Source organism: Pseudomonas sp. S04, assembly GCF_009834545.1.
Lineage (GTDB): Bacteria > Pseudomonadota > Gammaproteobacteria > Pseudomonadales > Pseudomonadaceae > Aquipseudomonas.
In genome coordinates this window covers 2,892,242-2,917,728 of record NZ_CP019427.1, presented here as the reverse complement: position 1 = coordinate 2,917,728, position 25,487 = coordinate 2,892,242, and the positions used below count along the sequence as shown (strand labels likewise).

General features: G+C 54.3%; 24 protein-coding genes and 2 pseudogenes. 11 read left to right on the top strand and 15 right to left on the bottom strand.

Annotated elements, in window-relative coordinates; genetic code table 11:
* Window position 1: 1 nt before the first annotated feature.
* The 8 genes from mdeB to PspS04_RS12965 all read right to left on the bottom strand — a co-directional run bounded on the left by mdeB (window position 2) and on the right by PspS04_RS12965 (window position 9,632).
* Window positions 2-2,710 carry an alpha-ketoglutarate dehydrogenase gene (mdeB, locus tag PspS04_RS13000; protein ID WP_159995717.1) on the bottom strand — a complete coding sequence of 903 codons (2,709 nt, stop codon included), beginning with the start codon at window positions 2,708-2,710 and terminating at the stop codon, window positions 2-4.
* A gap of 74 nt (window positions 2,711-2,784) precedes the next feature.
* Window positions 2,785-3,486 (bottom strand): ABC transporter ATP-binding protein, encoded by a 702-nt coding sequence (locus PspS04_RS12995; protein WP_159995715.1) that lies wholly within the window; start codon window positions 3,484-3,486, stop codon window positions 2,785-2,787.
* On the bottom strand, window positions 3,486-4,253 hold the full coding sequence (gene livG / locus PspS04_RS12990) for a high-affinity branched-chain amino acid ABC transporter ATP-binding protein LivG (RefSeq protein ID WP_159995713.1): 768 nt from the start codon (window positions 4,251-4,253) through the stop codon (window positions 3,486-3,488). Before livG ends, PspS04_RS12995 begins: the two co-directional genes overlap by 1 nt.
* The gene (locus PspS04_RS12985; RefSeq protein WP_159995711.1) at window positions 4,250-5,569 is read right to left on the bottom strand and encodes a high-affinity branched-chain amino acid ABC transporter permease LivM; all 1,320 of its coding nucleotides are present in this window, start codon (window positions 5,567-5,569) and stop codon (window positions 4,250-4,252) included. The genes livG and PspS04_RS12985 overlap by 4 nt, the downstream gene beginning before the upstream one ends.
* Before the next feature lie 7 nt (window positions 5,570-5,576).
* Entirely contained in the window at window positions 5,577-6,506 is a 930-nt protein-coding gene (gene livH / locus PspS04_RS12980) for a high-affinity branched-chain amino acid ABC transporter permease LivH (RefSeq protein ID WP_159995709.1), read from the bottom strand.
* A gap of 66 nt (window positions 6,507-6,572) precedes the next feature.
* The gene (locus PspS04_RS12975) at window positions 6,573-7,688 is read right to left on the bottom strand and encodes a branched-chain amino acid ABC transporter substrate-binding protein (RefSeq protein ID WP_159995707.1); all 1,116 of its coding nucleotides are present in this window, start codon (window positions 7,686-7,688) and stop codon (window positions 6,573-6,575) included.
* A gap of 154 nt (window positions 7,689-7,842) precedes the next feature.
* The gene (locus PspS04_RS12970; protein WP_159995705.1) at window positions 7,843-8,775 is read right to left on the bottom strand and encodes a branched-chain amino acid transaminase; all 933 of its coding nucleotides are present in this window, start codon (window positions 8,773-8,775) and stop codon (window positions 7,843-7,845) included.
* A gap of 65 nt (window positions 8,776-8,840) precedes the next feature.
* Window positions 8,841-9,632, bottom strand: coding sequence for an HpcH/HpaI aldolase family protein (locus tag PspS04_RS12965; protein WP_202982086.1), 792 nt, complete (start codon window positions 9,630-9,632; stop codon window positions 8,841-8,843).
* 406 nt (window positions 9,633-10,038) lie between these two features.
* Here PspS04_RS12965 and PspS04_RS12960 point away from each other — a divergent pair.
* The 3 genes and pseudogenes from PspS04_RS12960 to PspS04_RS12950 form a co-directional block, all read left to right on the top strand.
* Window positions 10,039-10,221 (top strand): annotated as a pseudogene (locus PspS04_RS12960) (3-hydroxyacyl-CoA dehydrogenase family protein); the annotation flags it as partial.
* Window positions 10,208-10,655 (top strand): annotated as a pseudogene (locus PspS04_RS12955) (TetR/AcrR family transcriptional regulator); the annotation flags it as partial. The pseudogenes PspS04_RS12960 and PspS04_RS12955, both read left to right, overlap by 14 nt.
* Before the next feature lie 148 nt (window positions 10,656-10,803).
* Entirely contained in the window at window positions 10,804-11,052 is a 249-nt protein-coding gene (locus PspS04_RS12950; RefSeq protein ID WP_413787312.1) for a hypothetical protein, read from the top strand.
* Here the strand turns inward: PspS04_RS12950 and PspS04_RS12945 are convergent.
* Window positions 11,036-11,599, bottom strand: a complete 564-nt coding sequence (locus tag PspS04_RS12945) for a LuxR C-terminal-related transcriptional regulator (protein WP_159995701.1) — start codon at window positions 11,597-11,599, stop codon at window positions 11,036-11,038. The two genes, PspS04_RS12950 and PspS04_RS12945, sit on opposite strands and share 17 nt — an antisense overlap.
* Window positions 11,600-11,745: 146 nt before the next feature.
* On the opposite strand from PspS04_RS12945, the gene PspS04_RS12940 reads away from it, so the two are divergent.
* From PspS04_RS12940 to PspS04_RS12930, 3 genes are read left to right on the top strand one after another with little or no spacing between them, the layout of a single operon-like run.
* Window positions 11,746-12,924, top strand: a complete 1,179-nt coding sequence (locus tag PspS04_RS12940) for an acetyl-CoA acetyltransferase (RefSeq protein WP_159995699.1) — start codon at window positions 11,746-11,748, stop codon at window positions 12,922-12,924.
* A gap of 2 nt (window positions 12,925-12,926) precedes the next feature.
* Window positions 12,927-14,468, top strand: coding sequence for a class I adenylate-forming enzyme family protein (locus PspS04_RS12935; RefSeq protein WP_159995697.1), 1,542 nt, complete (start codon window positions 12,927-12,929; stop codon window positions 14,466-14,468).
* Window positions 14,469-14,526: 58 nt separating this feature from the next.
* Window positions 14,527-15,861: an MFS transporter gene (locus PspS04_RS12930; RefSeq protein ID WP_159995695.1), complete on the top strand. Its 1,335-nt coding sequence runs from the start codon at window positions 14,527-14,529 to the stop codon at window positions 15,859-15,861.
* A 95-nt stretch (window positions 15,862-15,956) separates the two neighbouring features.
* Here PspS04_RS12930 and PspS04_RS12925 read toward each other — a convergent pair whose 3' ends face one another.
* Entirely contained in the window at window positions 15,957-16,988 is a 1,032-nt protein-coding gene (locus PspS04_RS12925; RefSeq protein WP_335929847.1) for an aldo/keto reductase, read from the bottom strand.
* A gap of 575 nt (window positions 16,989-17,563) precedes the next feature.
* Here PspS04_RS12925 and PspS04_RS12920 point away from each other — a divergent pair.
* Together PspS04_RS12920 and PspS04_RS12915 are read left to right on the top strand one after the other, a co-directional pair.
* Complete coding sequence (locus PspS04_RS12920; protein ID WP_159995693.1) at window positions 17,564-18,664, top strand: RHS repeat-associated core domain-containing protein; 1,101 nt, start codon at window positions 17,564-17,566, stop codon at window positions 18,662-18,664.
* 65 nt (window positions 18,665-18,729) lie between these two features.
* Window positions 18,730-19,877 (top strand): IS3 family transposase gene (locus PspS04_RS12915; RefSeq protein ID WP_159995691.1). Its coding sequence is split into 2 segments (ribosomal slippage): window positions 18,730-18,985 and window positions 18,985-19,877, totalling 1,149 coding nucleotides; the frame shifts between segments, so codons are not numbered across the junction.
* 36 nt (window positions 19,878-19,913) lie between these two features.
* On the opposite strand, the gene tnpB is transcribed toward PspS04_RS12915, so the two are convergent.
* The 5 genes from tnpB to PspS04_RS12895 form a co-directional block, all read right to left on the bottom strand.
* Complete coding sequence (tnpB, locus tag PspS04_RS12910; RefSeq protein WP_159995689.1) at window positions 19,914-20,126, bottom strand: IS66 family insertion sequence element accessory protein TnpB; 213 nt, start codon at window positions 20,124-20,126, stop codon at window positions 19,914-19,916.
* Window positions 20,123-20,497, bottom strand: coding sequence for an IS66-like element accessory protein TnpA (tnpA, locus tag PspS04_RS12905; RefSeq protein ID WP_159995687.1), 375 nt, complete (start codon window positions 20,495-20,497; stop codon window positions 20,123-20,125). Before tnpA ends, tnpB begins: the two co-directional genes overlap by 4 nt.
* Before the next feature lie 105 nt (window positions 20,498-20,602).
* Entirely contained in the window at window positions 20,603-20,827 is a 225-nt protein-coding gene (locus PspS04_RS28110) for a GGDEF domain-containing protein (protein WP_442966635.1), read from the bottom strand.
* Window positions 20,820-21,362, bottom strand: a complete 543-nt coding sequence (locus PspS04_RS12900) for a hypothetical protein (protein WP_413787311.1) — start codon at window positions 21,360-21,362, stop codon at window positions 20,820-20,822. The genes PspS04_RS28110 and PspS04_RS12900 overlap by 8 nt, the downstream gene beginning before the upstream one ends.
* Window positions 21,363-21,502: 140 nt before the next feature.
* On the bottom strand, window positions 21,503-22,090 hold the full coding sequence (locus PspS04_RS12895) for a TetR/AcrR family transcriptional regulator (RefSeq protein WP_174244576.1): 588 nt from the start codon (window positions 22,088-22,090) through the stop codon (window positions 21,503-21,505).
* 149 nt (window positions 22,091-22,239) lie between these two features.
* Here PspS04_RS12895 and PspS04_RS12890 point away from each other — a divergent pair, with 149 nt between their 5' ends.
* The 3 genes from PspS04_RS12890 to PspS04_RS12880 all read left to right on the top strand — a co-directional run bounded on the left by PspS04_RS12890 (window position 22,240) and on the right by PspS04_RS12880 (window position 25,254).
* On the top strand, window positions 22,240-23,340 hold the full coding sequence (locus PspS04_RS12890; protein ID WP_159995683.1) for an alkene reductase: 1,101 nt from the start codon (window positions 22,240-22,242) through the stop codon (window positions 23,338-23,340).
* Between the two features lie 53 nt (window positions 23,341-23,393).
* A complete protein-coding gene (locus tag PspS04_RS12885) occupies window positions 23,394-24,182 on the top strand; it encodes an SDR family NAD(P)-dependent oxidoreductase (RefSeq protein WP_159995681.1) in 789 nt (262 codons plus the stop codon).
* A 73-nt stretch (window positions 24,183-24,255) separates the two neighbouring features.
* Complete coding sequence (locus PspS04_RS12880) at window positions 24,256-25,254, top strand: NADP-dependent oxidoreductase (protein WP_159995679.1); 999 nt, start codon at window positions 24,256-24,258, stop codon at window positions 25,252-25,254.
* Window positions 25,255-25,487 lie beyond the last annotated feature (233 nt).

Genomic DNA, 25,487 nt, shown 5'->3' with positions numbered 1-25,487 from the left:
ATCAACATTCCCAAGGGGCTTTTTCGTCAAATATGATGTCGTACTTCTCAATCGCACGAGAGCAGACGTCGGCACTAAGCTTTCCTTCGCGAACAAGGGCCGACAGCGCGCTCAAGACTATTTGATGACGGTCGACTTCAAAAAATTTGCGTAAAGCCGTTCGAGTATCACTGCGTCCAAAACCATCGGTGCCCAGCACGACGTAGTGATCCTCAACATAGGTGCCAATCAGTTGTGGCAGCGCTCGTACGTAATCGGTCGCGGCAATGATTGGGCTCCCCTTCGGCAGGCACGTACTAACGTGGCTGGTTTTCTGTTCATTTTCTGGGTGATGCCTATTCCAACGCTCTACGCCCCTGGCATTCCTTGCGAGCTCTGTAAAGCTAGTCACACTCCAAACTTCTGAACTAACCTGCCAATCAGCGTTTAGTAGTTCGGCTGCAGCCATCACTTCGCGCAGGATAGTTCCAGATCCGAGCAGCCGAACTTGGTTAGATTCTGCTCCACACTTGTGTTCTGAGAAGAGGTACATACCTTTAATGATGTCTTTCTCAACATCATTCGGAAGGTTAGGCTGAGCATAGTTTTCATTCATAAGGGTGACGTAATAAAACTCATCAACCTGTTTCTCCAGCATCTGACGCATGCCATGGTCGAGAATTACGGCAAACTCCCCCGCGAATGCTGGGTCGTAAGCTCGGCAGTTTGGCACCAGAGCAGCCATCAAATGGCTATTGCCATCTTGATGCTGCAGACCTTCTCCTCCCAGGGTTGTGCGGCCTGCCGTGGCTCCTAGCAGGAAGCCTCTAGCCCTTTGGTCAGCAGCTGCCCAAATGAGATCACCTACTCGCTGAAAACCGAACATTGAGTAATAGATGTAGAACGGCAACATGGGCAACCCATGAGTGGCATAACTGGTTGCCGCTGCTACCCAAGAGCTAATGGCACTGGCCTCGCTGATGCCCTCTTCGAGTATTTGCCCATCCAGCGCCTCCCGATAGCTCAGGATGGAGCCAATGTCCTCAGGCTCATAATGCTGACCGACGCTGGAATAGATACCGATTTGCTTGAAGAGATTTGCCATCCCGAATGTCCGAGCTTCGTCTGCCACAATGGGAACTACTCGTCGCCCCAGGACAGGATCTTTTAGCAAGCCGCTAAGCATCCTGACGAATGCCATGGTTGTGGACATTTCTTTGCCTTCCGCTTTGGTGGCAAAGCTTCCATACACATCCAGTCCGGGTACCGCGACTACAGGGACATCCGTTTGCCGGCTAGGTGTGTAGCCCCCGAGGCTTTGCCGACGCTCAAGGAGATAGCGTATTTCGCGGCTATCATCGGCAGGTTTGTAGAACGATAGAGTCTCGACCTGCTCATCAGTAAGAGGAAGATTAAATCGGTTTCTAAAACCAATAAGTGCTTCGCGATCTAACTTCTTCTGCTGATGAGTGGTCATCTTCCCTTGGCCGGCTTCGCCCATCCCATAACCTTTTTTGGTCTGGGCAAGAATCACCGTAGGTTGACCCTTATGAACTGAAGCAGCATGGTAGGCGGCATAGATCTTCACCATATCGTGGCCGCCTCGTTTCAGCCGGTCGATTTGCTCGTCTGTGAGACCTTGGGCAAGCTTTGCCAATGCTTCGTTTTGACCAAAGAAATGATCTCTGTTGTAACGTCCATCTTTCGCCGCAAAAGTTTGGAACTGCCCGTCAACGGTTTCCGAAAGGGCTCGCACCAGGCTTCCGTCCGTATCGCGGGCGAAAAGCCCGTCCCAATCAGATCCCCAAACCAGTTTTATGACATTCCAGCCAGCCCCAACAAACAATGCCTCCAGCTCGTCAATGATTCGCCCGTTGCCACGCACCGGCCCATCTAACCGCTGAAGATTGCAATTAACCACCCAGATCAGGTTATCCAAACCCTCCCTTGCAGCTAAAGTAAGAGCAGACATGCTTTCCGGTTCATCCATCTCACCATCACCGAAAACTCCCCACACTTTACGGCCTGAGGTGTCTAACAGATCTCGGTTGTGGAGATACCGTATGAATCGGGCTTGAAAAATCGAACTAATTGGGCCGATACCCATCGACCCTGTTGGAAATTGCCAGAAGTCCGGCATTAACCAAGGGTGTGGATAGCTGGATAAGCCTTGCACTCCTTGGCTAGAAGCAGTGATTTCCTGCCGGTAATGCAGAAGGTTCTCTTCTCCCAATCGCCCCTCAAGAAAGGCTCGAGCGTAAACGCCTGGAGCTGAATGAGGTTGATAGAAGACTAAGTCGCCACCAGAAGCGTCGTTCCTCGCTCTGAAGAAATGGTTAAAACCAACCTCGAACAAGTCAGCCGCGCTCGCGTAACTGGCAATATGACCACCCAGTTCACCATATGCTTGGTTAGCACGTACGACCATGGCTAGAGCATTCCACCGAATAATCGATGACAGGCGTTCCTCGATTGCCAAATCGCCTGGGAATGCAGGCTGCTTTGTCACTGGAATGGTGTTGATGTAGGGCGTACCCAACGTGGGTTTCCAGCCGATGCTGGGATCACGCACTAGGCTGACCAGTTCATCAATGATTTCGCGAGCTCTTTCAGGGCCGCTATTTTCAATCAATGAAAGTAGTGCTTCGCGCCACTCTTCAGACTCCTGCGCGTCATTTTGGTTGGCGGAAAACTCTAAACTTTCAAGAATACCGTGCTGGGAATCATTCATGCTTATATCACCTCACATCAAGAGATCTAGCCACTGCTAGTAAGGTTGTCTGCCCCTATCAGCGGTTATTGTCGCTACCCGCCTAGGTACGAGCTTTTTATGCTCTCGTTTTTCAACAAGTTTCGCCCTGTATCTGCTAATACAACTCGACCATTTTCAAGAACATATCCCCTGTCGGCGATTTGCAATGCCTTGTTGGCGTTTTGCTCTACTAGGAATACCGTGACACCTGAATCTCGAATAGCTTTGACAATTTCAAATATTTGTTTGATCACTAAGGGAGCTAAACCAAGCGTAGGCTCATCCAGTAATAGCAATCTAGGACGACTCATTAAAGCACGACCAATTGCTAACATTTGCTGCTCACCTCCAGACATCGTCCCTGCACGTTGTGTAGATCGCTCTTGCAAGCGGGGAAAAAGTGTATAAACGTGCTCTACACCCTTCTGCGCGTCTTTACGACTAGAGAAGAACCCACCCATCTTTAAGTTCTCGTACACTGTGAGTGTAGGAAAGACCCGGCGACCTTCAGGAGAAACGGCCATCCCGTTTCTCATTATCTCGTGCGTTGGAGTATTGGTAATATCTTGCCCTTCAAAAATTACATTGCCGCTAGAAGCGCCAGGAGACCCGCAAACCGTCATCATCAATGTTGATTTACCGGCACCATTTGAGCCGATCAACGTGACTATCTCGCCTTTATTAACTTCAATGGAAACATCCGCGAGCGCCTCAACAGCACCATAATGTGTATGCACGCTATCTAACCTAAGCATCACTCTTCCCCCAAATAGGCCTTGATAACGCGCGGATCGTTCTGAATCTCTAGGGGCAAACCCGTAGCAATTGCTCGGCCATACTCCATAACCAGTATTCGATCTGAAACCTCCATGACGAGACTCATATCGTGCTCAATCAGCAATACCGATATACCGAAATCAGTTCGCAAGCTATCTATAAGCTTCGCAAGTTCGATCTTCTCCTGGGGATTCAGCCCTGCAGCTGGCTCGTCCAACATTAGGAGGCGGGGTTTCGTGATCATGCAGCGTGCGATTTCAACCAACCGCTGGTGACCATAGGGGAGTGTGCCAGCCCCTCGGTTGGCAACGGATGTCAAACCAAGCCGATGAAGCCACGCTGCTGCATTTTTTAGGGCTTCATGCTCCGCTTTACGGTAGCTTGGGGTAGCAAAAAGCCCCTGCAACAAACCAGTTTTTATCTGACTATGTTGAGCGACAAGAAGGTTTTCAAGCACCGTAAGATCCTTGAAAAGGCGAATATTTTGGAAGGTTCTGACCAGACCTTTTTCCGCAACAGCATGACTCGGAAGTCCCTCAATATGCACGCCATCCAACACAACACTTCCGGCCGCTGGCTTATAAAAACCGCTAATACAGTTAAATACTGTGGTCTTCCCTGCACCGTTAGGGCCAATGACTGAAAACACTTCATTCTTGCGAACGGAAAAGTTTATCTGATCAACAGCTAGCAGCCCACCAAAACGCATCTGCAAGTTTGAAACTTCCAGTAGATTTTTAGTCATTTCGGCAACTCCACATGTGGACGGCTAGCAGGTAAAAGTCCTTGTGGGCGCCATATCATCATAAGCACCATGACAAGACCAAAGATTAACATCCGGTACTCATCGAAGCCACGTGCCACCTCGGGCAAAACCGTCAGCAATATAGCGGCCAGTACAACACCGAGTTGTGATCCCATGCCACCGAGTACGACTACTGCAAGAATTAACGCCGACTCAATAAAGGTGAAAGACTCCGGGTTTACCAATCCCTGACGAGCAGCAAAGAATGCGCCCCCAAGCCCGGCGATTGCTGCACCTAAAGTAAATGCGGAAAGCTTAATTTTTGTTGGGTTCAAAGCCAACGAACGACAAGCGGTTTCATCCTCTCGCAAGGCTTCCCAAGCACGGCCAACCGGCATACGAATCAGGCGACTGGTAACAAATAAGGTAAAGGTAACTAAAGCAAGAGCTACCAGGTAAAGGAACACCACCATATGACTCCCAGAATAGTCAACCCCTAGAATTTGGTGAAATGTTTTAGTTCCCTCCACACTGGCCTTTCTAGCGAACTCAATACCGAAGAATGTCGGTTTTGGGATTCCAGAGATACCATCCGGGCCACCGGTAACGTTCGTAGCATTGTTCAATAACAAACGAATAATTTCACCAAACCCGAGTGTCACAATCGCAAGATAGTCGCCGCGTAACCGTAATACAGGAAACCCCAATACGAATCCGAAAATTGATGCCACGAGGGCCGCTGCAGGCAAGCACTGCCAGAATGAAAGACCGAAATGCTGATTGAGTAGAGCATATGTGTAGCCTCCGACAGCATAAAATCCAACATATCCTAAGTCTAAAAGTCCTGCATAACCTACAACGATATTTAGACCCAGTCCGAGAATGATATAGATCAGCGCAATTGTGCCAACATCCACCGCTCCCCTTGAGGCAAAGAACGGAAAAATTAAACCTAATACCAATAACGCTTGAATAATAGCTTTCTGACGATGCGCATTCAGATCTGGAACTGATGGAAGTTTTATGGCTGAGCGATTTACCAGCCATATGGGCCGGAGTAATTGGAAAACAAACACAGCGGTTGCCGCCAACCACACAGGCATCCAATGCTGTTCTAAAACAACCTTATAGCTAACCATTTTGAGCTGTAGACCCAAAACAGGCGTTGTCAAAATAATTGTTATGACAGAAGCGACAAATGCAGATTTGAGGTTTTTCCCTAGAGCATCCGCTCGTAAGGACTTACCTTTTGCTACTGATATACTCGTAGTCGTGGTATGTAACGAAGCTGCGCTGGCATTAGAGTCTTGATTCATAATGAGTTTACACCTTCTCGACGTTAGTTTTTCCCAGCAGACCCGTAGGCCGGAAGAGGAGAATCAAAATCAACAAAGCGAAGGCAACAACATCTTTGTACTCCGCGGGCAAGTAAGCTGCTGCAAATGTTTCCACCAAGCCCAAAAGTATTCCGCCAAGCATCGCACCTGGAATGCTACCAATACCCCCTAATACTGCAGCTGTGAACGCTTTTATACCTGCAATAAAACCAATAAACGGACTTAGCTTGCCTATCGCCAATGCAATCAAAACCCCTCCTACCGCAGCCAACATTGCGCCCAATATGAAGGTAAACGAAATGACTCGATTAGTATCAATCCCTAGAAGATTGGCCATACGCATATCTTCAGAACAAGCGCGACATGCTCGCCCCATACGGGAATAGGCAATAAAAAGAGTCAAAGCAACCATCAGCACAAAAGTAGCACCAAATATCATGACTCTTGAATATGGGATAGTTATATCAAAAAAACTCCCAGCCAGTTGAAACTCTACAGCACCCGACACCAACGCTGGCACGGATATATCCCGAGATCCATGGCCAATCTGGATGTAATTTTGCAGAAAAATTGACATACCAATAGCCGAGATCAATGGAACAAGTCTTGGCCCTCCACGTAGCGGCCGATAGGCAATTCGCTCGACTGCAAAACCATACAAACCCGTTACAGCGACAGACACCAAAAGTGCACCTCCGAGCACCAAAGGCAAAGGGTAACCCGCCGTGACCCCGATCGCCGTTATGGTAACAAGTCCTATATATGCGCCAATCATATAGATCTCGCCGTGTGCGAAATTAATCATGCCGATAATTCCGTACACCATAGTATAACCAATTGCTATTAGTGCATATATCGAACCCAAAGTTAGCCCATTGGCTAACTGTTGGATAAACTGGGGAAGTAAGTTACTCATCCAAAGAGGCCTCTAAAACAGTGTAGACGCCTCACTAAACAACAGTGAGGCGAAATTGATAAAGTCCTATTCGGCTACTGTTTTTGTGGCATCTTTGTGCCAAACATATACAACAAACTTGAATGCTTCGAGATCACCCTGCGCATCAAATGCAATGTTCCCAATTGGGGTCGCAAAATGATTACTGTGCATGTACTGTGCTACTGTATTTGGATCCGAACTCTTAGTGGCACTAATAGAGTCGCCAATTACCTTGACAGCGGTGTATGCGGACAGTTGAAACGGGCCACCTGGATCTCGCTTGTTGTCTGTGAATGCTTTGTTGAGTGATGCGTTGGCTGGGTCGGCCGAGAAATCAGCAGGCAATGTGACTAGCATTCCTTCTGAAGCGGCTCCTGCAATAGCAGCGACATCCTGGTTGCCTACGCCCTCTGGCCCCATGAACACAGCTTTCAACCCTTGTTCACGTGCCTGACGTAGAAGCAGTCCCATTTCTGGGTGGTAACCTCCAAAATACACAAAGTCAACGCCAAGGACTTTGAGTTTAGTGATCACGGAGGAATAGTCAGAATCACCTACATTGATACCTTCAAACATTGCCACAGAAACTTTAGCTTTTTCAATTGTCTGCTTGACCGAAGTAGCAATACCTTGGCCATATGATTGCTTATCATGCAAAATAGCAACCAGCTTAGGCTTGGCGCGTTCGATTATGTATTTGCCGGCTGCAGGGCCTTGTTGATCGTCTCGACCAATAGTTCGAAAAATCAAAGAGCGGCTTTTCCCTTGAGTCAACTGTGGAGCTGTTGCAGAGGGCGCTATCATCAGCACACCTTCATTTTCATAAATATCTGACGCAGGAATTGCAGAGCCAGAACAAACGTGACCGATAACGTATTTTATATTCTGGCTTACAATTTTGTTAGCAATTGCCACCGCTTGTTTAGGCTCACAAGCGTCATCCATCATTACAGCTTCAAATGTTTTACCGCTCACACCCCCCGCTGCGTTTATTTGCTCAATGGCCGTCAATGCACCGGCGGCCACCATATCTCCATATTGCGCAACAGGCCCACTCATGGGCCCAGCGATTGCAATTCTGATCGTTTCAGCGTGTGCCGCCCCAACTGCCGAACACAAAGCAGAGGCAATCATCATCGATACAACGTTAATTTTTCTCATGGAGACTCCAAGACTGAATTACATAGATGGCTAGCAGTATTAATTAAGCAAAGTGATTATTATTATTTTAGACATTGCTGACGGCTCGCACTTACCTGTGCACCTGTACTCAGCCTGTTCGAAGCCTCCTATGTTTTATGGGATGGATACTGATTCACATGCGACTGTCAACATAAGTCAACCAATGAGCATATTTTTCATTAGTGCCACGTACAGCGGAGAAGTAGATCTCTTGAATCTGCTGAGTAATCGGGCCTCGCGAGCCTGCTCCAATTGTCCTGCCATCGAGCTCACGAATAGGTGTTACCTCAGCAGCGGTACCTGTAAAGAAAGCCTCATCGCAGCAATATAGCTCGTCGCGAGTGATTCGTTTCTCCCTAATCTCCAAGCCCAAATCCCTGGCAATAACCATAACCGAATCACGGGTTATGCCATCAAGACAGGACGCCAAGTCGGGGGTGTAAACGACCCCATCGCGGACCATGAAGATATTCTCGCCAGCACCTTCACTTACGTACCCTTCAGTGTCTAGCAACAGAGCCTCATCAAACCCAAGCGAAGTAACCTCACGATTTGCTAGGATAGAGTTAATGTAATAACCGCAAGCTTTTGCGCGTACCATAGAAACATTGACGTGATGACGGGTAAACGAGGAGGTTTTAACTCGAATACCTTTTTCCATCCCTTCCTCTCCTAGGTAAGAGCCCATGGGCCACGCAGCTGTTGCGACGTGAATTGTATTGTTCTTTGCCGCAATACTCAGAAAGTCTGAGCCGATCCATACTAATGGCCGCAGGTAGCACGAGTCGTACTCATTTGCGCGAATGACTTCTACACAAGAATTACGTACAGTTTCTTCATCAAATGGAATTTCCAACTGAAAAATTTTAGCAGAGTTAAAGAGACGACAAATATGCTCCTTCAGGCGGAAAATTGCCGGGCCGCGCGCAGTTTCGTATGCGCGTATGCCTTCGAATACGCCCATGCCATAGTGAAGTGTATGGGTCAAAATGTGAGTATTGGCCTCACGCCACTCAACCAACTCGCCATCTTTCCAGATTTTCCCATCACGATCTGACATCGACATTTACTATCTCCAATATAAAATTAAACAACATTACTCAATGAGCTCACTCAATGATCAATTTGATATTATCTTTTCAAGTTGAGAGCATCCAAAGCGTCTGTCGCCCCTTTGGTCAACCATCCCGTATCAGAATGAAGCGCGATAAACGTCACGCCCTTTTCCCTGTATTGGCGGGCCTCTTCCACCGAAGTTGCAAAGATTCCTACTGCCTTCGAGTGCTTGCGTGCTGCCGTCAAGACTTTCTCGACTGCAGCCTTGACGTCATCGTGTCTGGTCTGCCCCAGATAGCCCATACTTGTAGACAAGTCTGCTGTGCCGATGAACAGGCAATCCACGCCCTCGACTTCAGCTATAGAGTCAACGTTCTCTACCCCATCCACTGACTCGATCAAGACAATGGCGCAAGCCTGGTTGTTTGCGGATTTGACGTAGTTGCTGTCCAAACCATAGCTCCCTGCTCTTACCATCCCTGCGACGCCCCTGACACCACTTTGCTCGGGTAGTGGGAATAGCATCGATGCCACTGCGGCTTTTGCATCAGTCGCATTGTTTATGTTTGGGAAAACAATGGTCTGCGCCCCACAATCCATTGCGCGCTTGACCAATGAAGGATCGTTGGCAGTGACCCGCACTGCACCTACGGCTCTTGCCCCGTTAAAGGCCGCTGCATCAATTGCTCTAAGTTGAGCCGCAAGATCCTGGGTATCACTAGGGCCGTGCTCAGCATCGATGACTAACCACTCAAAACCGCAATGAGCAATCAGTTCAGCGACGGCAGGACTCGCGAGCGTCAGCCAGCAACCAACGGTCGGTTTGGCGCTCTTTAAACTATGCTTGATGGGATTTACAAAGCGCACGGTAGGTCTCCTAGCTTCGTGATGCATCAGTAATCGATGGTTCATGTTAGGCAGATGCTAGGGGTATTTTTTGCGCATTTTCATTAACAGAAACGACATGCGATAGAGCATTCATTTCGCTTTTTAAGCGCTCGCGAAATGTTCATGCTGATCATGGTGAATTTCAGTGAAATTTCGACGGAGGGGATTGCGCTCGGAGAAATGCACAGGCAATTTTGGGTCGTCTGAGATGCGAGAACCGTTGAGTTTATCTGGCCGAATTCGACGATAATATTCGTGAGGACCAGTGGTGATATGCCCTTCCTTAGCCTCAAAATGCAGTCTTGAAGGGTGAACGTGCTGGATTGAAAGATCAGAACAGGCGCGTTCAAGCTGATCCTTCCGTATTCAATTCCACTGACACTGGGAACCGATCGGCCCGCTGGCCTTGGCCGACCTGATCGGCCTGGACACCGTGCTTGCAATCCTTGAAGCCTTCTACGACGGCTTCAACGACAGCAAATACCGCCCAGCTCCACTGCTCAAGGAGATGGTCGCCGCCGGCTACCTGGGACGCAAAACGCGGCGCGGCTTCCATGCTTATGCTTGAGAGTTGCTCACGCTTCGCCGAATACCGGGACAAGGTGCTGGAACTCTGTGCCAGCAAGAGTTTCGGTCAAGTCGGTATGTGCGAGCTCGCGACCTGCCCCGGGCTCGCTGTATCACCATTTCCCCAGCAAGCAGCACCTGCTGATCGAAGTGATCGAGGAGTTCTACGAAGAGCTGCTGGCCACCGAGGGGCGAATCGAACAAGCAGCCCTGGCAAAACGCGACAGACACAGGCAACTGATTCACGCACACCTGACCCTACATCAGGAAACGCCCAGGCATTTTCGTCTGGTGGAGCGAGACAGCGGCTGCCTGAATGAAGAGCAGCAGCGGGTCCGGCAAATGCGCAAGCAGTGCGAACGCAAGTTGCTGCGGATGATGCGCGTCCGGCACCGACTAGATGAGCAGAATCTGCTGGTTACCGGTCATGTCATTTTTGGAGATCCGGATAGTCTTTAGGCGTTGTCGGGCAGGCTGTTCATCTGATCTTTTATTGATGAGAACAGCGTCGACCGCACTCTCTGCGAATCGATAGACCGGCCTGAGACTTTAAGCGCAGCGGTGAACATGCAGCCGATGAAAATTGGAGTGCCTCTCAGATATCACTGCCAACCCCGAAGGTTGTCAGTTCAAGATCACGCTCGAACACATCGCCACGATCATTACGCAGCTGCGTCGCCAGCGCAAAATGGCTAAGGCTCGGCGCGGCTGGGTGGAGTGCAACGGCGGCAGCGTTGCCGTCGCGATGCGCCTGCTGGTTCTGTTGACGGGTCGCGCCGGCAAACTGGTGCAGATGCGCTGGGAGGACGTCGACTTCAATTCAGCACAATGATCTTTGACACCAACTCCGCGCTGTTCTTGGCCTGGAGCTTTTTCATCAGCCGGGCCCGATGGACTTCGACAGTGCGGTGGGAAATGTTCAATTTACGGCCGATTTCCTTGCAGGTCAGGCCGTTGACAATGTGCGCCGAGATTTCCCGTTCTCGCGGCGTCAAGTTGACCGTCGCGTGAAACACGCGGTCCATACGCTCGAAATGCCAGACCATCAACTGAAACGGATCATCCGGCGTCAGCGTGTAGCCATTGGCCCTGGTCCAGAACACTTCACCACTGTGGTGCTGCATGAAGCGCTCATCGGAATAGGAGCCGTTCTTGCTGTGCTGTAGCCAGCTCAGGCTGCGTTCGCCTATGGCCTTGTAGTCGGCTTGGGAGGGATAGAGCTTGAGGATCAACTCGCCGATCAACTCGTCGCGCTGGAACCCGAACAACTCAAGAAATGCCACGTTGAGATCAAGCATGCTGCGGTTGCCGGTGATCACTTGGGGAGCCGGCGACACTTGAAACGCCAGCCGTTCAAGGTCTTCCAGTGGATCTTTCATCGTGCAGTCCTGCTGCTTTTTATGGGTATGAGCCCAGTATCGGTCAGTTCGGCTACTCACTCCTATACGTAGTTGCACGAAGTAGCGATCAGACTTTGCGGTGGGCCATTGTAGGGAACGCCTGCAATCGCAAAGGAAAAACAATAATGGCTAACCACACCGTTTCCATCGTCGCCGCCGGACACAGCCGTTTCGGTCGACTGAATGATTTGACCCTCGAAGATCTGATCGTGCAAGTCACCCACCAAGCGCTCGCCGATGCGGCCGTCGATGCATCTGAGATCGACGCAATTTTCCTCGGACACTTCAATTCGGGCATGGTCCCTGACGGTTTTCCGGCTTCCCTGGTGCTGCAAGCGGACCCTGCGCTTCGCTTCAAACCAGCCACCCGTTGCGAAAACGCCTGCGCTTCAGGCTCAGCCGCCATTCAGGCCGGGATCAATGCGATTCTCTCGGGCTCGGCAGACTTGGTATTGGTGGTTGGCGCTGAAAAAATGACCGCCAACAGCACTGCACAGGTGACCAAGGCCCTGGCCGGTGCGGGCTATCAGAATGATATCGAGGAATCCGGCTTCAGCTTCCCGCAGTTGTTTGGCCTGGCGGCGCAGCACTATCAACAGCGTTACCACAGCCCGCTAATGTCGATGGCGAGGATTGCCGCAAAGAACCATGCCAACGCATTGAGCAATCCCCTGGCACAGATGCATAAGGCGATGAGTTTCGAGCACTGCAACACGGTGTCCGAGAGCAACCCGTACATCGCTGAGCCGCTGCGCCTGACCGATTGCTCGCTGATCACCGATGGTGCCGCCGCCATCGTGTTGGCCTCAGCCAAGCGCGCCAAGCAGTTTCGTCGCGAAGTGCTGATTCGTTCGATGTCCCAGGTCAACGACTTCCTACCCATCTCCCAACGCGACCTGTTGGCCTTCGAAGGTCCGCAGCGAGCAATTCAGAACGCGTTGCGCAGCGCGGACGTGCCGTTGACCGACATCAATTTCGCCGAGGTCCACGACTGTTTCACTATCGCCGAATTGCTGATCTACGAAGCCATGGGGCTGGCGCCGAGAGGCCAAGGCCATCGCGCGCTGGATGACGGCATCGTGCAGGCCGGCGGGCGACTTCCGGTCAACCTGTCCGGCGGGCTCAAGGCCAAGGGTCATCCAGTGGGCGCCACGGGCGTGTCGATGCACGCCATGGCCTTCCGACAACTGACCGGACAGGCCATCGGTATCGCTGTACCCAACGCCGAATTCGGGCTGCTGTTCAACATGGGCGGAATGGCCGTGGCCAACTACGCCTCGGTGCTTCAGGCACGGAGAGCATAGCCATGAACATTGCCAATTGGCTGAATGACGCGGCCCATCGCTCGCCGATGCGTCCTGCGTTGTTCGAAGGTGATCGACAAGTGGCCGATTACCAGCAATTCTCCACAAACGTGCAGCGGCGGGCCATGACGCTCAGCGAGCAACACGGCATTCAGCCCGGCGACCGCGTCGCCCTCTTCATGAAAAACTGCTGTCAATACCTGGAACTGCTGTACGCCATCTGGTGGGTCGGCGCGGTTGCGGTGCCGATCAACTGCAAACTGCATCGCAACGAAGCCGGCTGGATCGCCGACAACGCACAAGCGCGGCTGATCTTTACCGACGACGGCACGCTGTTTGACCAGGCCCAGTTACCTGAAGGGTGCAGGGAATGGGTTGGGCTGAACGACATGATCGAATTCTCGATTGAGTTGCTGCCGACCAACACTCCGGTCCCACGGCATGCCGATGATCTGGCCTGGTTGTTCTATACCTCGGGGACCACCGGGCGCTCGAAGGGCGTGATGTTATCCCACGGTAACTTGATGGCGATGTCGCTGTGTTACCCGATCGATGTCGACCCGGTGCACGAAGGTGATTCGGTGGTGTACGCCGCACCTATGTCCCACGGCGCCGGACTGTACAACTTCATCCATGTGCGTTGCGGCGCACGGCATGTGGTGCCAGTGTCTCGCGGATTCAAAGCGGTCGAGTTGTTTGAACTGGCCACTTCACTTGGCAATGTGACGCTGTTCGCCGCGCCGACCATGGTCAAGCGCATGGTCGAGCAGGCGCGCCAGCAAGGGTATGCCGGTGAAGGCCTGAAAACCATCGTCTACGGTGGCGCGCCGATGTACCTGGCGGACTTGCAGAATGCCGTGGACACCTTTGGCCCTCGGCTGGTGCAGATTTACGGCCAGGGTGAAAGCCCGATGACGGTCAGCGCCCTGCCCCGGGAACTGATCGCTGATCGCAATCATACGGATTGGGCACGCCTGGCATCGTCAGTGGGACGGGCGCAATCGTGCATCGAGATTCGCATCGTCGGCGCTACGCGCGAAACCCTTGGCACCGGGCAGCCCGGAGAAATCGCAGTGCGCGGGGCAACGGTGATGCACGGTTACTGGCGCAACGACGCCTCGACGCGCGAGGTCCTGGTGGATGGTTGGCTGTTCACTGGCGACATCGGCTACCTCGACGCGCAGGGTTATCTGACCCTGACTGACCGTTCCAAGGACGTGATCATCACCGGCGGCAGCAACGTGTATCCGCGTGAGGTGGAAGAGGTGCTGGCAGCACATCCGGGCGTATTCGAAGTGTGCGTGGTGGGCGAGCCGGACGCGGATTGGGGCGAGTCGGTAGTGGCGTTCGTGGTCGCCCGTGACCAGAGCAGCCTGGATGAAGGTCAGCTCAACCACTGGTTTATCGAGCGTATGGCGTCGTTCAAGAAGCCGAAGAAATACCTGTTTCGCACCGAGCTGCCAAAAAACAGCTACGGAAAAATCCTCAAAACCGACCTGCGCCAATGGCTCAAGGAGGCCGCGAGCGTTGCTACATCCCAGTGAAGCGCCTGTTTCCATCAATAGAAATTTCCATCAATAAAAACAAGACAGGAATACGACGATGGCTACTCAACAACACAATCTCGCCCGGCAGCGCCGCCGCGCGTTTATCGGTGCGACGTCCGGGCACCTCATCGAATGGTATGACTACGGCGTGTATGGTTTTCTGGCGGTGTACATCGGCCAGGCGTTTTTCGTGTCGGATGACCCCGCCACCAGTTTGCTCAGCAGCTTTGCCGCGTTCGCGTTGAGCTTCTTCATTCGGCCGTTGGGCGGCCTGTTTTTCGGCCCGCTGGCCGACAAGATCGGCCGTCGCAAAACCCTGATTACCGTACTGTTCATGATGGCTGGCTCGACCTGTTTGCTGGGTTTGCTGCCCACTTACGCGTCCATCGGCATCGCGGCCCCTATCCTGCTGGTGCTGATCCGCTGCGTGCAGGGTTTCTCGGCCGGAGGCGAAATTGGCACCATCACCAGCTTCATTTCCGAGTACGCGGGCCCTGGTCGACGCGGGTTCTCCACTTGCTGGCTGATGGTGACGGCCGTGCTGGGGCTGGTGCTGGGCGGTGCTGTCGCCAACGGGATGACCTGGGTGCTCGGCGCCGAAACGATGCAGGCCGGAGGCTGGCGCATTCCGTTCCTGATCGCGGGCCCCATGGGCCTGATTTCGATGTACATCCGCCTCAAGCTGGAAGACAGCCCGGAATTTCTGGCGCTGCAAAAGGCCGGGGAAACGTCGAAGGCACCCTTGCGTGAAGTCTGGCAGTGGAAGCGGGCAATTACCTTGGTGTTTTTCATCATCACCTTGCACAGTTCAATCTTTTACCTGGTGCTGACGTTCGCCTCGACCTACATGTCACGCATCCTGAAATTCGACAGCGGCACCACATTGTTTTACGTGTTCATCGCCAGCCTGTCGGCGGCCCTTGTGATGCCGCTGGGGGGAGCGTTCACCGACAAGTACGGGCGTAAACCATTCCTGATGGTAGTCGGGGTGTTGGCGACGCTGGCGATGTACTGGTTCTTCAAATCCGCGCCGGACGCGACGCCGGCGACGTTTTTCCTTCCGTTGATGGCGGTGGCGATCACCTTCGGGCTGTACGCCTCGTCGACCTACGCAACCATGAGCGAACTGTTGCCAACGCGTATCCGCTCGACCGGCATCGCGGTGGCCTACAACGTTCCGGTGGCCGTATTCGGCGGCAGCGCGCCGTTTATTTCAACGTGGTTGATCCAGCAAACCGGCGACATTACCTCACCGTGGTATTTCTACATTGGCACTGGTGTGATGTCGTTGATTGCCCTGACGGCGCTGCGCAAAGAAGATTTTGTAGCCGGCTCGGGGGTGGTGCAAGCACGTTCGAAGGCTTGCGAGGGTGCACAGGATTTTGTGTAGCTGGCGGGGGCGATTCGGGCTCCGCTTAAAACGAATAACGGCCCCCAACAGAAAATCCAGGTGCACCTGAGTGGGTATGTCGAGTATCGAATACATCAGGCAACGGCGTGACTTGCATTACCCGTAGCCCAGGGAATGGGCGTCCTTGCCGTCGCCGAAGGAAGCAGACTGCTAACGGCGTCAAGGCGACTGATCTGCTGCGCCGACAGTTCGACCGACAGTGCACCAAGGTTGTCGGTCAACTGGGTAACGGACCGAGGGCCGATGATGGGAACCGAGCCATGTGTACCCGCCCAGGCGATTGCGACCTGCCCTGGGCTGACACCAAGTTCGTCAGCGACCGCGATCACTGTATCGAGCACCTTAGTGCGATGCTCGCTGTTCTCCGGTTGAAAAACCTTGCCACCCAACGCCTCGGCACGTCCCTTCTCCCCGTTGCGATACTTGCCGGTCAGCATGCCCCCGCCCAGTGGGGACCAGGTGACGATTCCGAGCCCCAGCGCATGAGAGGCTGGAAACAAATCAGCCTCAGGTTCACGCCGAACCAAGCTGTGCTCGAACTGCGCTGCGGCGATCGGCACCGCATGGGTGAGTTCGGCGAGGGTGACTGCCCGCGACAGCCGCCAAGCTGGGAAGTTGGAGAGACCGGCGTAAAGAATCTTGCCCGCCCGCGCGAGATCCTCGAACCCTCGAACGATTTCTTCGGCAGGTGTGACATCATCCGGCCAATGCGCCCAGTAGAGGTCTATGCGATCAGTGCGCAGACGTTTCAAGCTTGCCTCCACCGAGGCCACCATCGCCTTGCGACTGTTGCCGGTGACAAGCCGGTTAGCGTCTGGTTGTGCACCCGTGGAGTATTTGGTCGCGAGTATGAAGTTCTCGCGCCGCCCCTCCAGCAGGGTGCCGAGCAGCTCTTCTGATTGCCCAAACTGGTAAACGTCTGCGCCATCGATAAAGTTGCCGCCCGCTTCGACGTACGCGTTGAAAATCGCCTTGCTGGTATCCTGATCGGCGCCATGGCCCCAACCAGAGAGGGTGGCGACTATCTGGATTCGGATGCGGTATTCGGTGTCCGTTCGTCCCTGATTGCAGACTGGGTTCGCCATGAGAGTGGAATCGATCCGCACGAGAACTCGATCGACTCGCTTTATTACACCCTGGATTTTGACTTCATCCTGCACAACGCTTAGAGCACATACATTTTCTTGTCTACCAGGCTTGCAGTGTGCAGGCCATAGCAAGATCGATTATGCCTGCGATGTGGTGTTGTATTCGGAGTTTGATTCCATGGAAGCGCTGCAGGGTTAACTGAGAGCGATCCACCGGTTTTCCCCGTTCCTTTAAAGCAAACTTTTGACGCCTGAAGCAGGCTCGGGGCAGCTACCGCAAGAAGCTTTCCAACTTTTGCCAAGACGGTAATTGGGGGTGTTGAGCAAGCCTGTGCGGCTTCAGAAAAAGGCTAAATTTCAATACAGCGGAGCCCCCGGACGGAGTGAGCTTGCCCGCGATGACATCAGCACAGCAAACATACTTGGTGGCTGACCCACCGCTATCGCGAGCAAGCGCTCCCACAGGGATTGCGGCGCTCCGGACTGCCCGCCCGCCGCAAAGACCACTGAACCTATCAGTTCTGCTAGTACCCACCTGCGGCCGACCGACCGATACTCAATCGCCCTCCCTTTGAGAATCTGGAGCGACCTCCATGGAATCCACACAACCCATTCTGCGTTGCCGCTACAGCTACGACCCTCTGGATCGCCTGATCAGCCAGCTTCAACCGGAAGCCCCCGCTCATCAGCGTTTTTACTGCAAAAGCCGCTTGGCCACTGAAATACAGGGGGCGATTGGATTCAGTGTCTTTCAGAATAGCGACCTCCTGCTGGCGCAACACAAGAACCAGGGCGGTTCCGTTAAAGGCACGTTGCTGGCGACTGACCTGCAACGCTCAGTGCTGCATGCCGTCACAGCCGATCAACAGCAACACCCCATCGCCTACTCGCCTTACGGCCATCACCAGGCCGAAAGCGGATTGACCAGCCTTCTGGGCTTTAACGGCGAACGGCCGGACGCGGTGACTGGGCATTATTTATTGGGGAATGGGTATAGGGCGTTTAATCCGGTGTTGATGCGATTTAACAGCCCGGACAGTTTGAGTCCATTTGGGAAGGGAGGGACAAATTCGTATGCGTATTGCTTGGGCGACCCAATTAACAAATACGATTCCAGCGGACGATCCCCAAATGAAATTTTGGCCGGAATTTTAAACTTTATGCGTTCCGCAAAGCGTAAACTCAATATATCTTCAACCTACAAAAGCGGCCCTGAGACCCTATTTGAAACAGCAACAAAAACCACAACTCACACCACAAACAAACAATGGGTGACAATGGAAAGTTACGGAGAACAATGGAGAACAGTAACAACACCTGTACATAGAAAGTTAAATAAAAACGGAGAGTATTGGAGTACGCAAACACAAATAACAAACAGCCAGGGCAAACAACTATATTATAAACATGTAAACAGTGATGGAGACTTCATAAATATCCAAACCAGAATTTCCGGGAGGAACAATCGCAGCTTTATGAGAGCAACACCAAACCTACAGGAACTAGCCTACCAAAAAACACCGGGACAACAATTGCAGAATCTTTACAATAATTTTTCAATGCCAAAAATTGATATTGAATTTGAAAAAAAACTCCAAATAACAACGCAGCTCAACTCCCACTCTAAAGCTATCCCAACACAAACGATGCGCTTCCCCCCGAACCGGGTTAGGGAACTGCGACGTCAACTATAATCATGAGCTGGTCTAATGACCCCGGACACCTCAATGGGGGAAACTATATCCATTGAGGAGTCACCATGACCAAAAAGTACAGAAAGTTCGATGCCGCCTTTAAGCTTGATGTCTGCAAGCTCATCGTCGATCAAGGCCAGAGTGTGAACTCGGTCTGCCTTGATATGAACCTGAGCGATACGGCGGTGCGCCGCTGGGTTGAGCAATACAGGGCCGAGCTATTGGGTGGCCCGGGAATTGGCAAGCCGTTGACCAGCGAGCAACAGCGTATTCGCCAGTTGGAACAGCAAATTCGCGAGCTGAAAATGGACAACGACATTCTAAAAAAAGCTACGGCCTTCTTTGCCCGCGAATTGAAGTGATCCACCAGATGGTTCACCAATTACAACGCAAGGCCTACCCGGTGGCTCGTGTCTGTCGGGTGCTGCGGATCAGTCGCTCCGGGCTTTACGAGGCCCAACAGCGTCGCTTGAAACCCGAGCCCGCCTGCCCGGCAGCGACCAGGATCAAGGCAACCTTTGAAGCGTCAGAGCATTGCTATGGTAGTCGTCGCGTGCTGGGCGCATTACGCAAAGAAGGCCTGTCCATTGGTCGTTTCAAGGTGCGCCGTCTTATGAAACAACAAGGTCTGCGCCCGGTCTGGAAGCGTAAGTTTGTTCACACAACCAACAGCAATCACAACTTGCCGGTGGCTGAAAATCTTCTAAATCGCCAGTTCAACCCTGGCGAGATCAATCAGTCCTGGGTCGCGGACATTACTTATATCCGCACGCGCAGCGGCTGGGTGTACTTGGCAGCGGTCATGGATCTGTTCTCGCGCAAGATCGTGGGCTGGGCCATGGCCCCCCATATGCGGGCCGAACTGGTGATCAGCGCCATGCAGTTGGCCATTGCTCAACGGCAGCCAGAGCCGGGTTTGATCGTCCATTCGGATCGGGGCAGTCAGTACGCAGGAGCGGCCTACCAGACCTTGCTGACGCGCAACGGGATGCGTTGCAGTATGAGCCGCAAGGGTAACTGCTGGGACAACGCAGTGATGGAGCGCTTCTTCCTGAACCTGAAAATGGAGCGCACTTGGAGGAAGGATTACGCCAACCAAGGTGAAGCGATAAAGGACATCACGGACTACATCGTGCGGTTCTACAACGAGGGGCGATTGCACTCGACGCTGGGCTATTTACCGCCCAATCAATATGAGCGACAAGCAGCCTGACAATCACCGATTGAGGTGTCCGGAAAAAGTTGACCACTACATCATCGCCAAATGAACTCTATCAAAGGTCCATTGTAAGCGTCCGCCCAACACCCCACCGCGTCGTCCGCGAAAGGCAAAGTTCTGGCCGCAAAAGGGATCGGCTTCTAGCTGAGTTTGTACCAATGCTGCCAATCCGTCGAAGCCACGGCGCATGTCGGTGACGCCGGCGGCGATCCAGATACGGGTTCCAGCGGGAGGTGAAATCATCGCAGCAACTGCTGCAAGGTGAGGTGCAAGGTCTGCGGGTCAGGTGTGCCGGTGATGCGCAGCTTGGCTTTTCCGACTTCTATAAGGATCTCGGAATGGGATTCTTGCGGCAGCGGCGCTGCGGATGGCAAGTCGATGGGTGCTTTGATCACCTCGACTGGCAAGAATGTTGCGCTCTGGCTGACCGGACCGAATGCGCCGTCCTGGTATTGCTGCCACCAGCGAAAAACCATGTTGGCATTGACGTCGTGCTCGCGAGCGATCATCGACACTGAAGTGCCGGGTTGATATGAAGCTTCGACGACCTTGCGTTTGAATACGGTTGGGAAGTTCGAGCGGCGACCGGGGCGACGAGCGGGAGCTATATCCAAGATAGTGTCCACTAAAAAATGGTGTCCACTATCTTGGCTAATTTGGAGAACGGTCAGGAGAGGGTGCTGATCGGACGGTTACTGAGTATCAGCTTGTGCTGGCGGTCAATGCTCAATGATATGAACGCGGTTGGTTTTACTGTGCTGCACATGCGGCGGTGCCAAACATAAGGTATTGCGCCCCTGCCCCTTGGCTTGATAAAGCGCTGCATCCGCACGCTCAAGCAGGCTTGCCATGCTGTCATCTTCATTTGGCACCACGCAGCACACCCCCACACTGATGCGCAATGAGATGGTTGCCTGACCGAACCGAGCCGGTGACTCAGCCACCGAAGCGCGCAACTCGTCCAGAACCGCCACAGCGTTTTCGGGGCACCCGCATGCCCAAACCGATCAGGCTGATACTCGAGCCGATGATCAACAGCATGCGCGCACGCCCTTGAGCGGGGACGTAGCGGCGCGTCCAGTAGATGATCAGGCCGCACTGCACCATCAACACCAGCGTGGCGGCGAGCATGCGCGGCTCCAGGGTGTCGATCAGACTCGCCATCAATACCAACATCAATGCAGCCGGCGCGAAGATCTGCCACCAGGCGACGGGCAACTCGACGATCCGAAATACACTGGCCCCGTAGAAAGCCAGGGCCACCGCCAGCAATGTGTTCGCCACCCCGTAGGTCAACCACAACGGGGCATGGCCGTATAAGGTGTATCCAACGTAAGCCAGGGCATGTGCTAGCAAACCAAAGCCAATGGTCAGCAAGCCGTCACGCTGGTTGAACTGGCCGACCAATATCAGACAAAACGCCATGATCGTAGCTACTAAGGCGACACAGGCAAAAAGCGTGGGGGTATGGGCAATCATGAAGTCTCACCAGGCGATGTCAGGAGCAGCTCTGGTCGAGTTTAGTTGAGTAGCCGGTCAGTTTGTCGAACACATCCGCAACTCGCCTGGAACACCTCCCCCAACGTTAATGCCTGTGGGGTGGTGGTTGATGCGCCCCCCTACTGCGCCTCAACCTCGTTGAGCGACAACGAAGCAAACATTTGCGCGCGGCACACCTCCAGGATCTCATCCGCCAGGGCGGAGTCATCCGGGCAGGCACGCGACAAAACAATCGCACCGACCGCACGGGACAGCAGGTCGATCATCTTCTTTCTCCCCTCATCCGCAGCGGCATCCGGCCTCGTCGGGTATTTCTCCCCCAGTGTCTGCAGGGTGTGCTCGATCCCTTCGGCAAACGTCGCTTTCAAATCATCCGTTTGACGCGCCGCGTCGCCACACAACGCCGCCATGGTGCAACCCGTGCCGCGTCCATCGCGATGTTCGCGGGTCACATAGACGTCGATGAAGCCCGCAACATCGAGCGTTTCAGCAGCCGCCAGGGATTTGGCAAGGCTGCAAGCCGAGGCTTCGGCCATCAGGTCGGCTTTCGAAGCGAAATGCTTGTAGAACCCGCCGTGGGTGAAGCCGGCGGCCGCCATGAGATCCGCCACACCGACGCCGTCGAAGCCGCGTTGACGAAACAGCTCGGAGGCCGTTTCAACGATGTGCTCCCGATTGGCCTGCGCCTGGGCCTTGGTCACTCTCACGTGCAATACCTCATGTGCATTGGGAAGTCATGCCCGCAATGATACATAGATGTTGATCATAATCAAAACCATTGACAGTTTAGATTTCGATCATCATCCTAATTGCACGCACCACCGACCTCCATCAACGGGCACGGAAGACATACCAGATGAGCGACCAGAATCTGTTCACCCCCTACACCCTCGGCACCCTTACGCTGTCGAACCGTATCGTCCTCGCGCCACTGACCCGCAACCGCGCAGGCGCAGGCTTGGTGCCAAGCCAGTTCGCGGCCACCTATTACAGCCAGCGCGCGAGCGCAGGCCTGCTGATCAGCGAAGCGACGCAGATCTCCCAGCAAGGCCAGGGCTATCAGGACACCCCCGGGATCTACACGCAGGCGCAAATAGAGGGCTGGCGTGAAGTGACCACTGCCGTCCACGCCAAGGGCGGAAAAATCTTCCTGCAACTTTGGCATGTCGGCCGCGTGTCGCACGTTGACCTGCAGGAAAACGGCGCCGCCCCCGTCGCCCCTTCGGCAGTGCGCGCCGCGACAAAAGTATTCGTCAATAACCGCTTTGAAGACGTCAGCGAGCCGCGCGCACTGGACATCAACGAACTACCGGGGATCGTCGCCGACTTCCGCCAGGCCGCGGCAAACGCTGTCGCCGCCGGGTTCGATGGCGTTGAGATTCACGGCGCCAACGGCTATCTGCTTGATCAGTTCCTCAAGGACAGCGCCAACGTGCGCACCGATGCCTACGGCGGTTCGAACGAAAATCGTGCGCGCCTGTTGCTCGAGGTGACGGCCGCCGTCGTCGATGAAATCGGCAGGGATCGTACTGGCGTGCGCTTGTCGCCGGTGTCGCCAGCCAATGGCGTTTCCAGCAGCGATCCGCAGGCGCAATTCGATTACGTCGTCGATCAACTCGCCGCCCTCGGCGTGGTGTACCTGCATGTGGTCGAAGGCGCGACCGGTGGCCCGCGTGATGTGGCGCCCTTCGATTTCGGCGCCCTGCGCCGGCGCTTCAAAGACACCTACATCGCCAACAATGGCTATGACCTGGACCTGGCGACTTCGCAGGTCGCCGCAGACCAGGCCGATCTGATCGCGTTCGGGCGCCCGTTCATTGGCAATCCGGACCTGGTGGAACGCCTGCGCAGTGGCGCGCCATTGTCCGCCTTCAATCCCGCCACCCTCTATGGCGGCGGCTCGGCGGGCTACATCGACTACCCGACATTGGCTGAATCTAGCGCCAGCGCAAGCTGAGCATCAGTGATCGCGCTTGCTGTCATCACCCATCCTGCAAGAGATATGACCCCATGAGCACTCGTCCTACTGTTCTTATCACCGGCGCCTCCACCGGCATTGGCGCCGTCTACGCCGAACGTTTCGCCCAACGCGGCCACGACCTGGTATTGGTCGCCCGCGACCAGGCTCGCATGGATGCACTGGCAGCCCGGTTGCGCAGCACACACCAGGTCGCCATCGATGTCATTCCAGCGGACTTGACCCAACTCGGCGACCTGACAACCGTGGAGTCCCGACTGCGCGACGACGCCCGTATCGGCATCCTCGTCAATAATGCCGGTGCAGCGCTGTCCGGCCACTTCATCGAGCAAAGCACCGAGAGCATTGCGCAACTGGTCGCCCTCAACATCACGGCCCTGGTGCGACTCGCCAGCGCCATCGCTCCGCGCCTGGCCAAGGCCGGCGATGGTGCAATCATCAACATCGGTTCGGTGGTGGGCCTTGCGCCAGAGTTCGGCATGACGGTCTACGGTGCGACCAAGGCGTTTGTGCTGTTCCTCTCCCAGGGCCTGAGCCTGGAACTTTCGCCTCGGGGCGTCTATGTGCAGGCCGTGCTGCCGGCCGCTACCCGCACGGAGATCTGGGATCGCTCCGGCGTCGACATCAACACCTTGAATGAAATCATGGAAGTCGGCGACCTGGTGGATGCCGCACTGGTCGGTTTTGATCGGCGTGAGCCGGTGACTATCCCGCCGCTGCAGGAAGCTGAGCGCTGGGATGGCCTGCAGACCGCACGCCAGGGCCTGCTGCAGCAGATCCGCCAGTCTGCGGTTGCCCAGCGCTACCAAAACCCGGCGTGATTGTTTTGTAGCGAACGGCAACGCCGCAAACCCTGCGCCCACCCTTATTGCAATCGACAAGAGCCACACAACGATGAAGGCATTTTTAATTGATCGCTATGGCAAGAACACCGGGCGCATTGGCGAAGCGCCCGCCCCCACGGTGGGCGCCGAGGATGTGTTGATCGAGGTGCACGCCAGCAGCGTCAACGTGCTGGACTCGAAGATCCGCAAAGGCGAATTCAAACTGATCCTGCCCTATGCATTTCCGCTGATACTGGGCAATGACCTGGCGGGCGTGGTGGTGGAGGTTGGCTCGCAAGTGACGCGTTTCAAACCGGGAGACCACGTCTATGCTCGCCCGCCCGAAGCGCGGATCGGGACGTTCGCTCAATTGATCGCGGTTAACCAAAACGCGATCGCCCTGAAACCTGCCAATACCAGCATGGCACAGGCTGCGTCCATCCCCTTGGTGGCGCTGACGGCCTGGCAAGTGCTGGTCGAAACCGCACAACTGAAACAGGGCCAGAAAGTGCTGATCCACGCGGGCTCCGGCGGTGTCGGCAGCCTCGCCATCCAACTGGCCAAACACCTCGGCGCCTTTGTCGCGACCACCACCAGCACCCGCAATGTCGAATGGGTGAAGGCGCTGGGGGCCGATGTGGTGATCGACTACAGCCAGCAGAACTTCGAAAGTGTCCTGCACGACTATGACCTGGTGTTGAACAGCCTCGGCGCCGACGTACTGGAGCAGTCACTCAAGGTCCTCAAGCCCGGTGGCCAACTCATTTCCATCTCCGGGCCACCCACTGCACAGTTCGCGCAGGAGCAAGGGTTGTCCTGGCCACTGCAACAAATCATGCGCCTGCTGAGCCTGGGTATTCGGCGCAAGGCACGCAAGCAGAACGTCAGCTATGGGTTCGTGTTCATGCGGGCCAATGGCGCCCAACTGCAACACATCACCGCACTCATCGAGGCGGGGATCATCAAGCCTGTGGTTGACCGCTGTTTCGACTTTGAATCCACGGCCGAGGCATTGCAGTACGTCGAGCAGGGACGCGCTAAGGGCAAGGTGGTAGTGACCCTCAATTGACCAAGGCGCCTATCGATGAATCGACCGCAGACACTGCGCAACCTTTGCCGCTTCAGCAGTCATCGCCGGTGGTGACTCCGCTAGAGTTGCAGAAACAGCAACCAGACGTTGTGCCCGTTGCACCGCCAGTGATTGTGTGGCGCAGCTTGATGCTTGAGCAGTAGGACGCCCCTCAGACTTGGGCTTTCCTGACACTCGCCTGCAAGGCGAATGTCCAAGCGCGGGGCTCTGCG

Excerpts from the sequence above, each read along its gene's own strand:
- mdeB (WP_159995717.1), bottom strand. The coding sequence starts at position 2,710 with ATGAATGATTCCCAGCACGGTATTCTTGAAAGTTTAGAGTTTTCCGCC.
- PspS04_RS12995 (WP_159995715.1), bottom strand. The coding sequence starts at position 3,486 with ATGCTTAGGTTAGATAGCGTGCATACACATTATGGTGCTGTTGAGGCG.
- livG (WP_159995713.1), bottom strand. The coding sequence starts at position 4,253 with ATGACTAAAAATCTACTGGAAGTTTCAAACTTGCAGATGCGTTTTGGT.
- PspS04_RS12985 (WP_159995711.1), bottom strand. The coding sequence starts at position 5,569 with ATGAATCAAGACTCTAATGCCAGCGCAGCTTCGTTACATACCACGACT.
- livH (WP_159995709.1), bottom strand. The coding sequence starts at position 6,506 with ATGAGTAACTTACTTCCCCAGTTTATCCAACAGTTAGCCAATGGGCTA.
- PspS04_RS12975 (WP_159995707.1), bottom strand. The coding sequence starts at position 7,688 with ATGAGAAAAATTAACGTTGTATCGATGATGATTGCCTCTGCTTTGTGT.
- PspS04_RS12970 (WP_159995705.1), bottom strand. The coding sequence starts at position 8,775 with ATGTCGATGTCAGATCGTGATGGGAAAATCTGGAAAGATGGCGAGTTG.
- PspS04_RS12945 (WP_159995701.1), bottom strand. The coding sequence starts at position 11,599 with ATGAAAGATCCACTGGAAGACCTTGAACGGCTGGCGTTTCAAGTGTCG.
- PspS04_RS12940 (WP_159995699.1), top strand. The coding sequence starts at position 11,746 with ATGGCTAACCACACCGTTTCCATCGTCGCCGCCGGACACAGCCGTTTC.
- PspS04_RS12935 (WP_159995697.1), top strand. The coding sequence starts at position 12,927 with ATGAACATTGCCAATTGGCTGAATGACGCGGCCCATCGCTCGCCGATG.
- PspS04_RS12930 (WP_159995695.1), top strand. The coding sequence starts at position 14,527 with ATGGCTACTCAACAACACAATCTCGCCCGGCAGCGCCGCCGCGCGTTT.
- PspS04_RS12920 (WP_159995693.1), top strand. The coding sequence starts at position 17,564 with ATGGAATCCACACAACCCATTCTGCGTTGCCGCTACAGCTACGACCCT.
- tnpB (WP_159995689.1), bottom strand. The coding sequence starts at position 20,126 with ATGATTTCACCTCCCGCTGGAACCCGTATCTGGATCGCCGCCGGCGTC.
- PspS04_RS12900 (WP_413787311.1), bottom strand. The coding sequence starts at position 21,362 with ATGATTGCCCATACCCCCACGCTTTTTGCCTGTGTCGCCTTAGTAGCT.
- PspS04_RS12890 (WP_159995683.1), top strand. The coding sequence starts at position 22,240 with ATGAGCGACCAGAATCTGTTCACCCCCTACACCCTCGGCACCCTTACG.
- PspS04_RS12885 (WP_159995681.1), top strand. The coding sequence starts at position 23,394 with ATGAGCACTCGTCCTACTGTTCTTATCACCGGCGCCTCCACCGGCATT.
- PspS04_RS12880 (WP_159995679.1), top strand. The coding sequence starts at position 24,256 with ATGAAGGCATTTTTAATTGATCGCTATGGCAAGAACACCGGGCGCATT.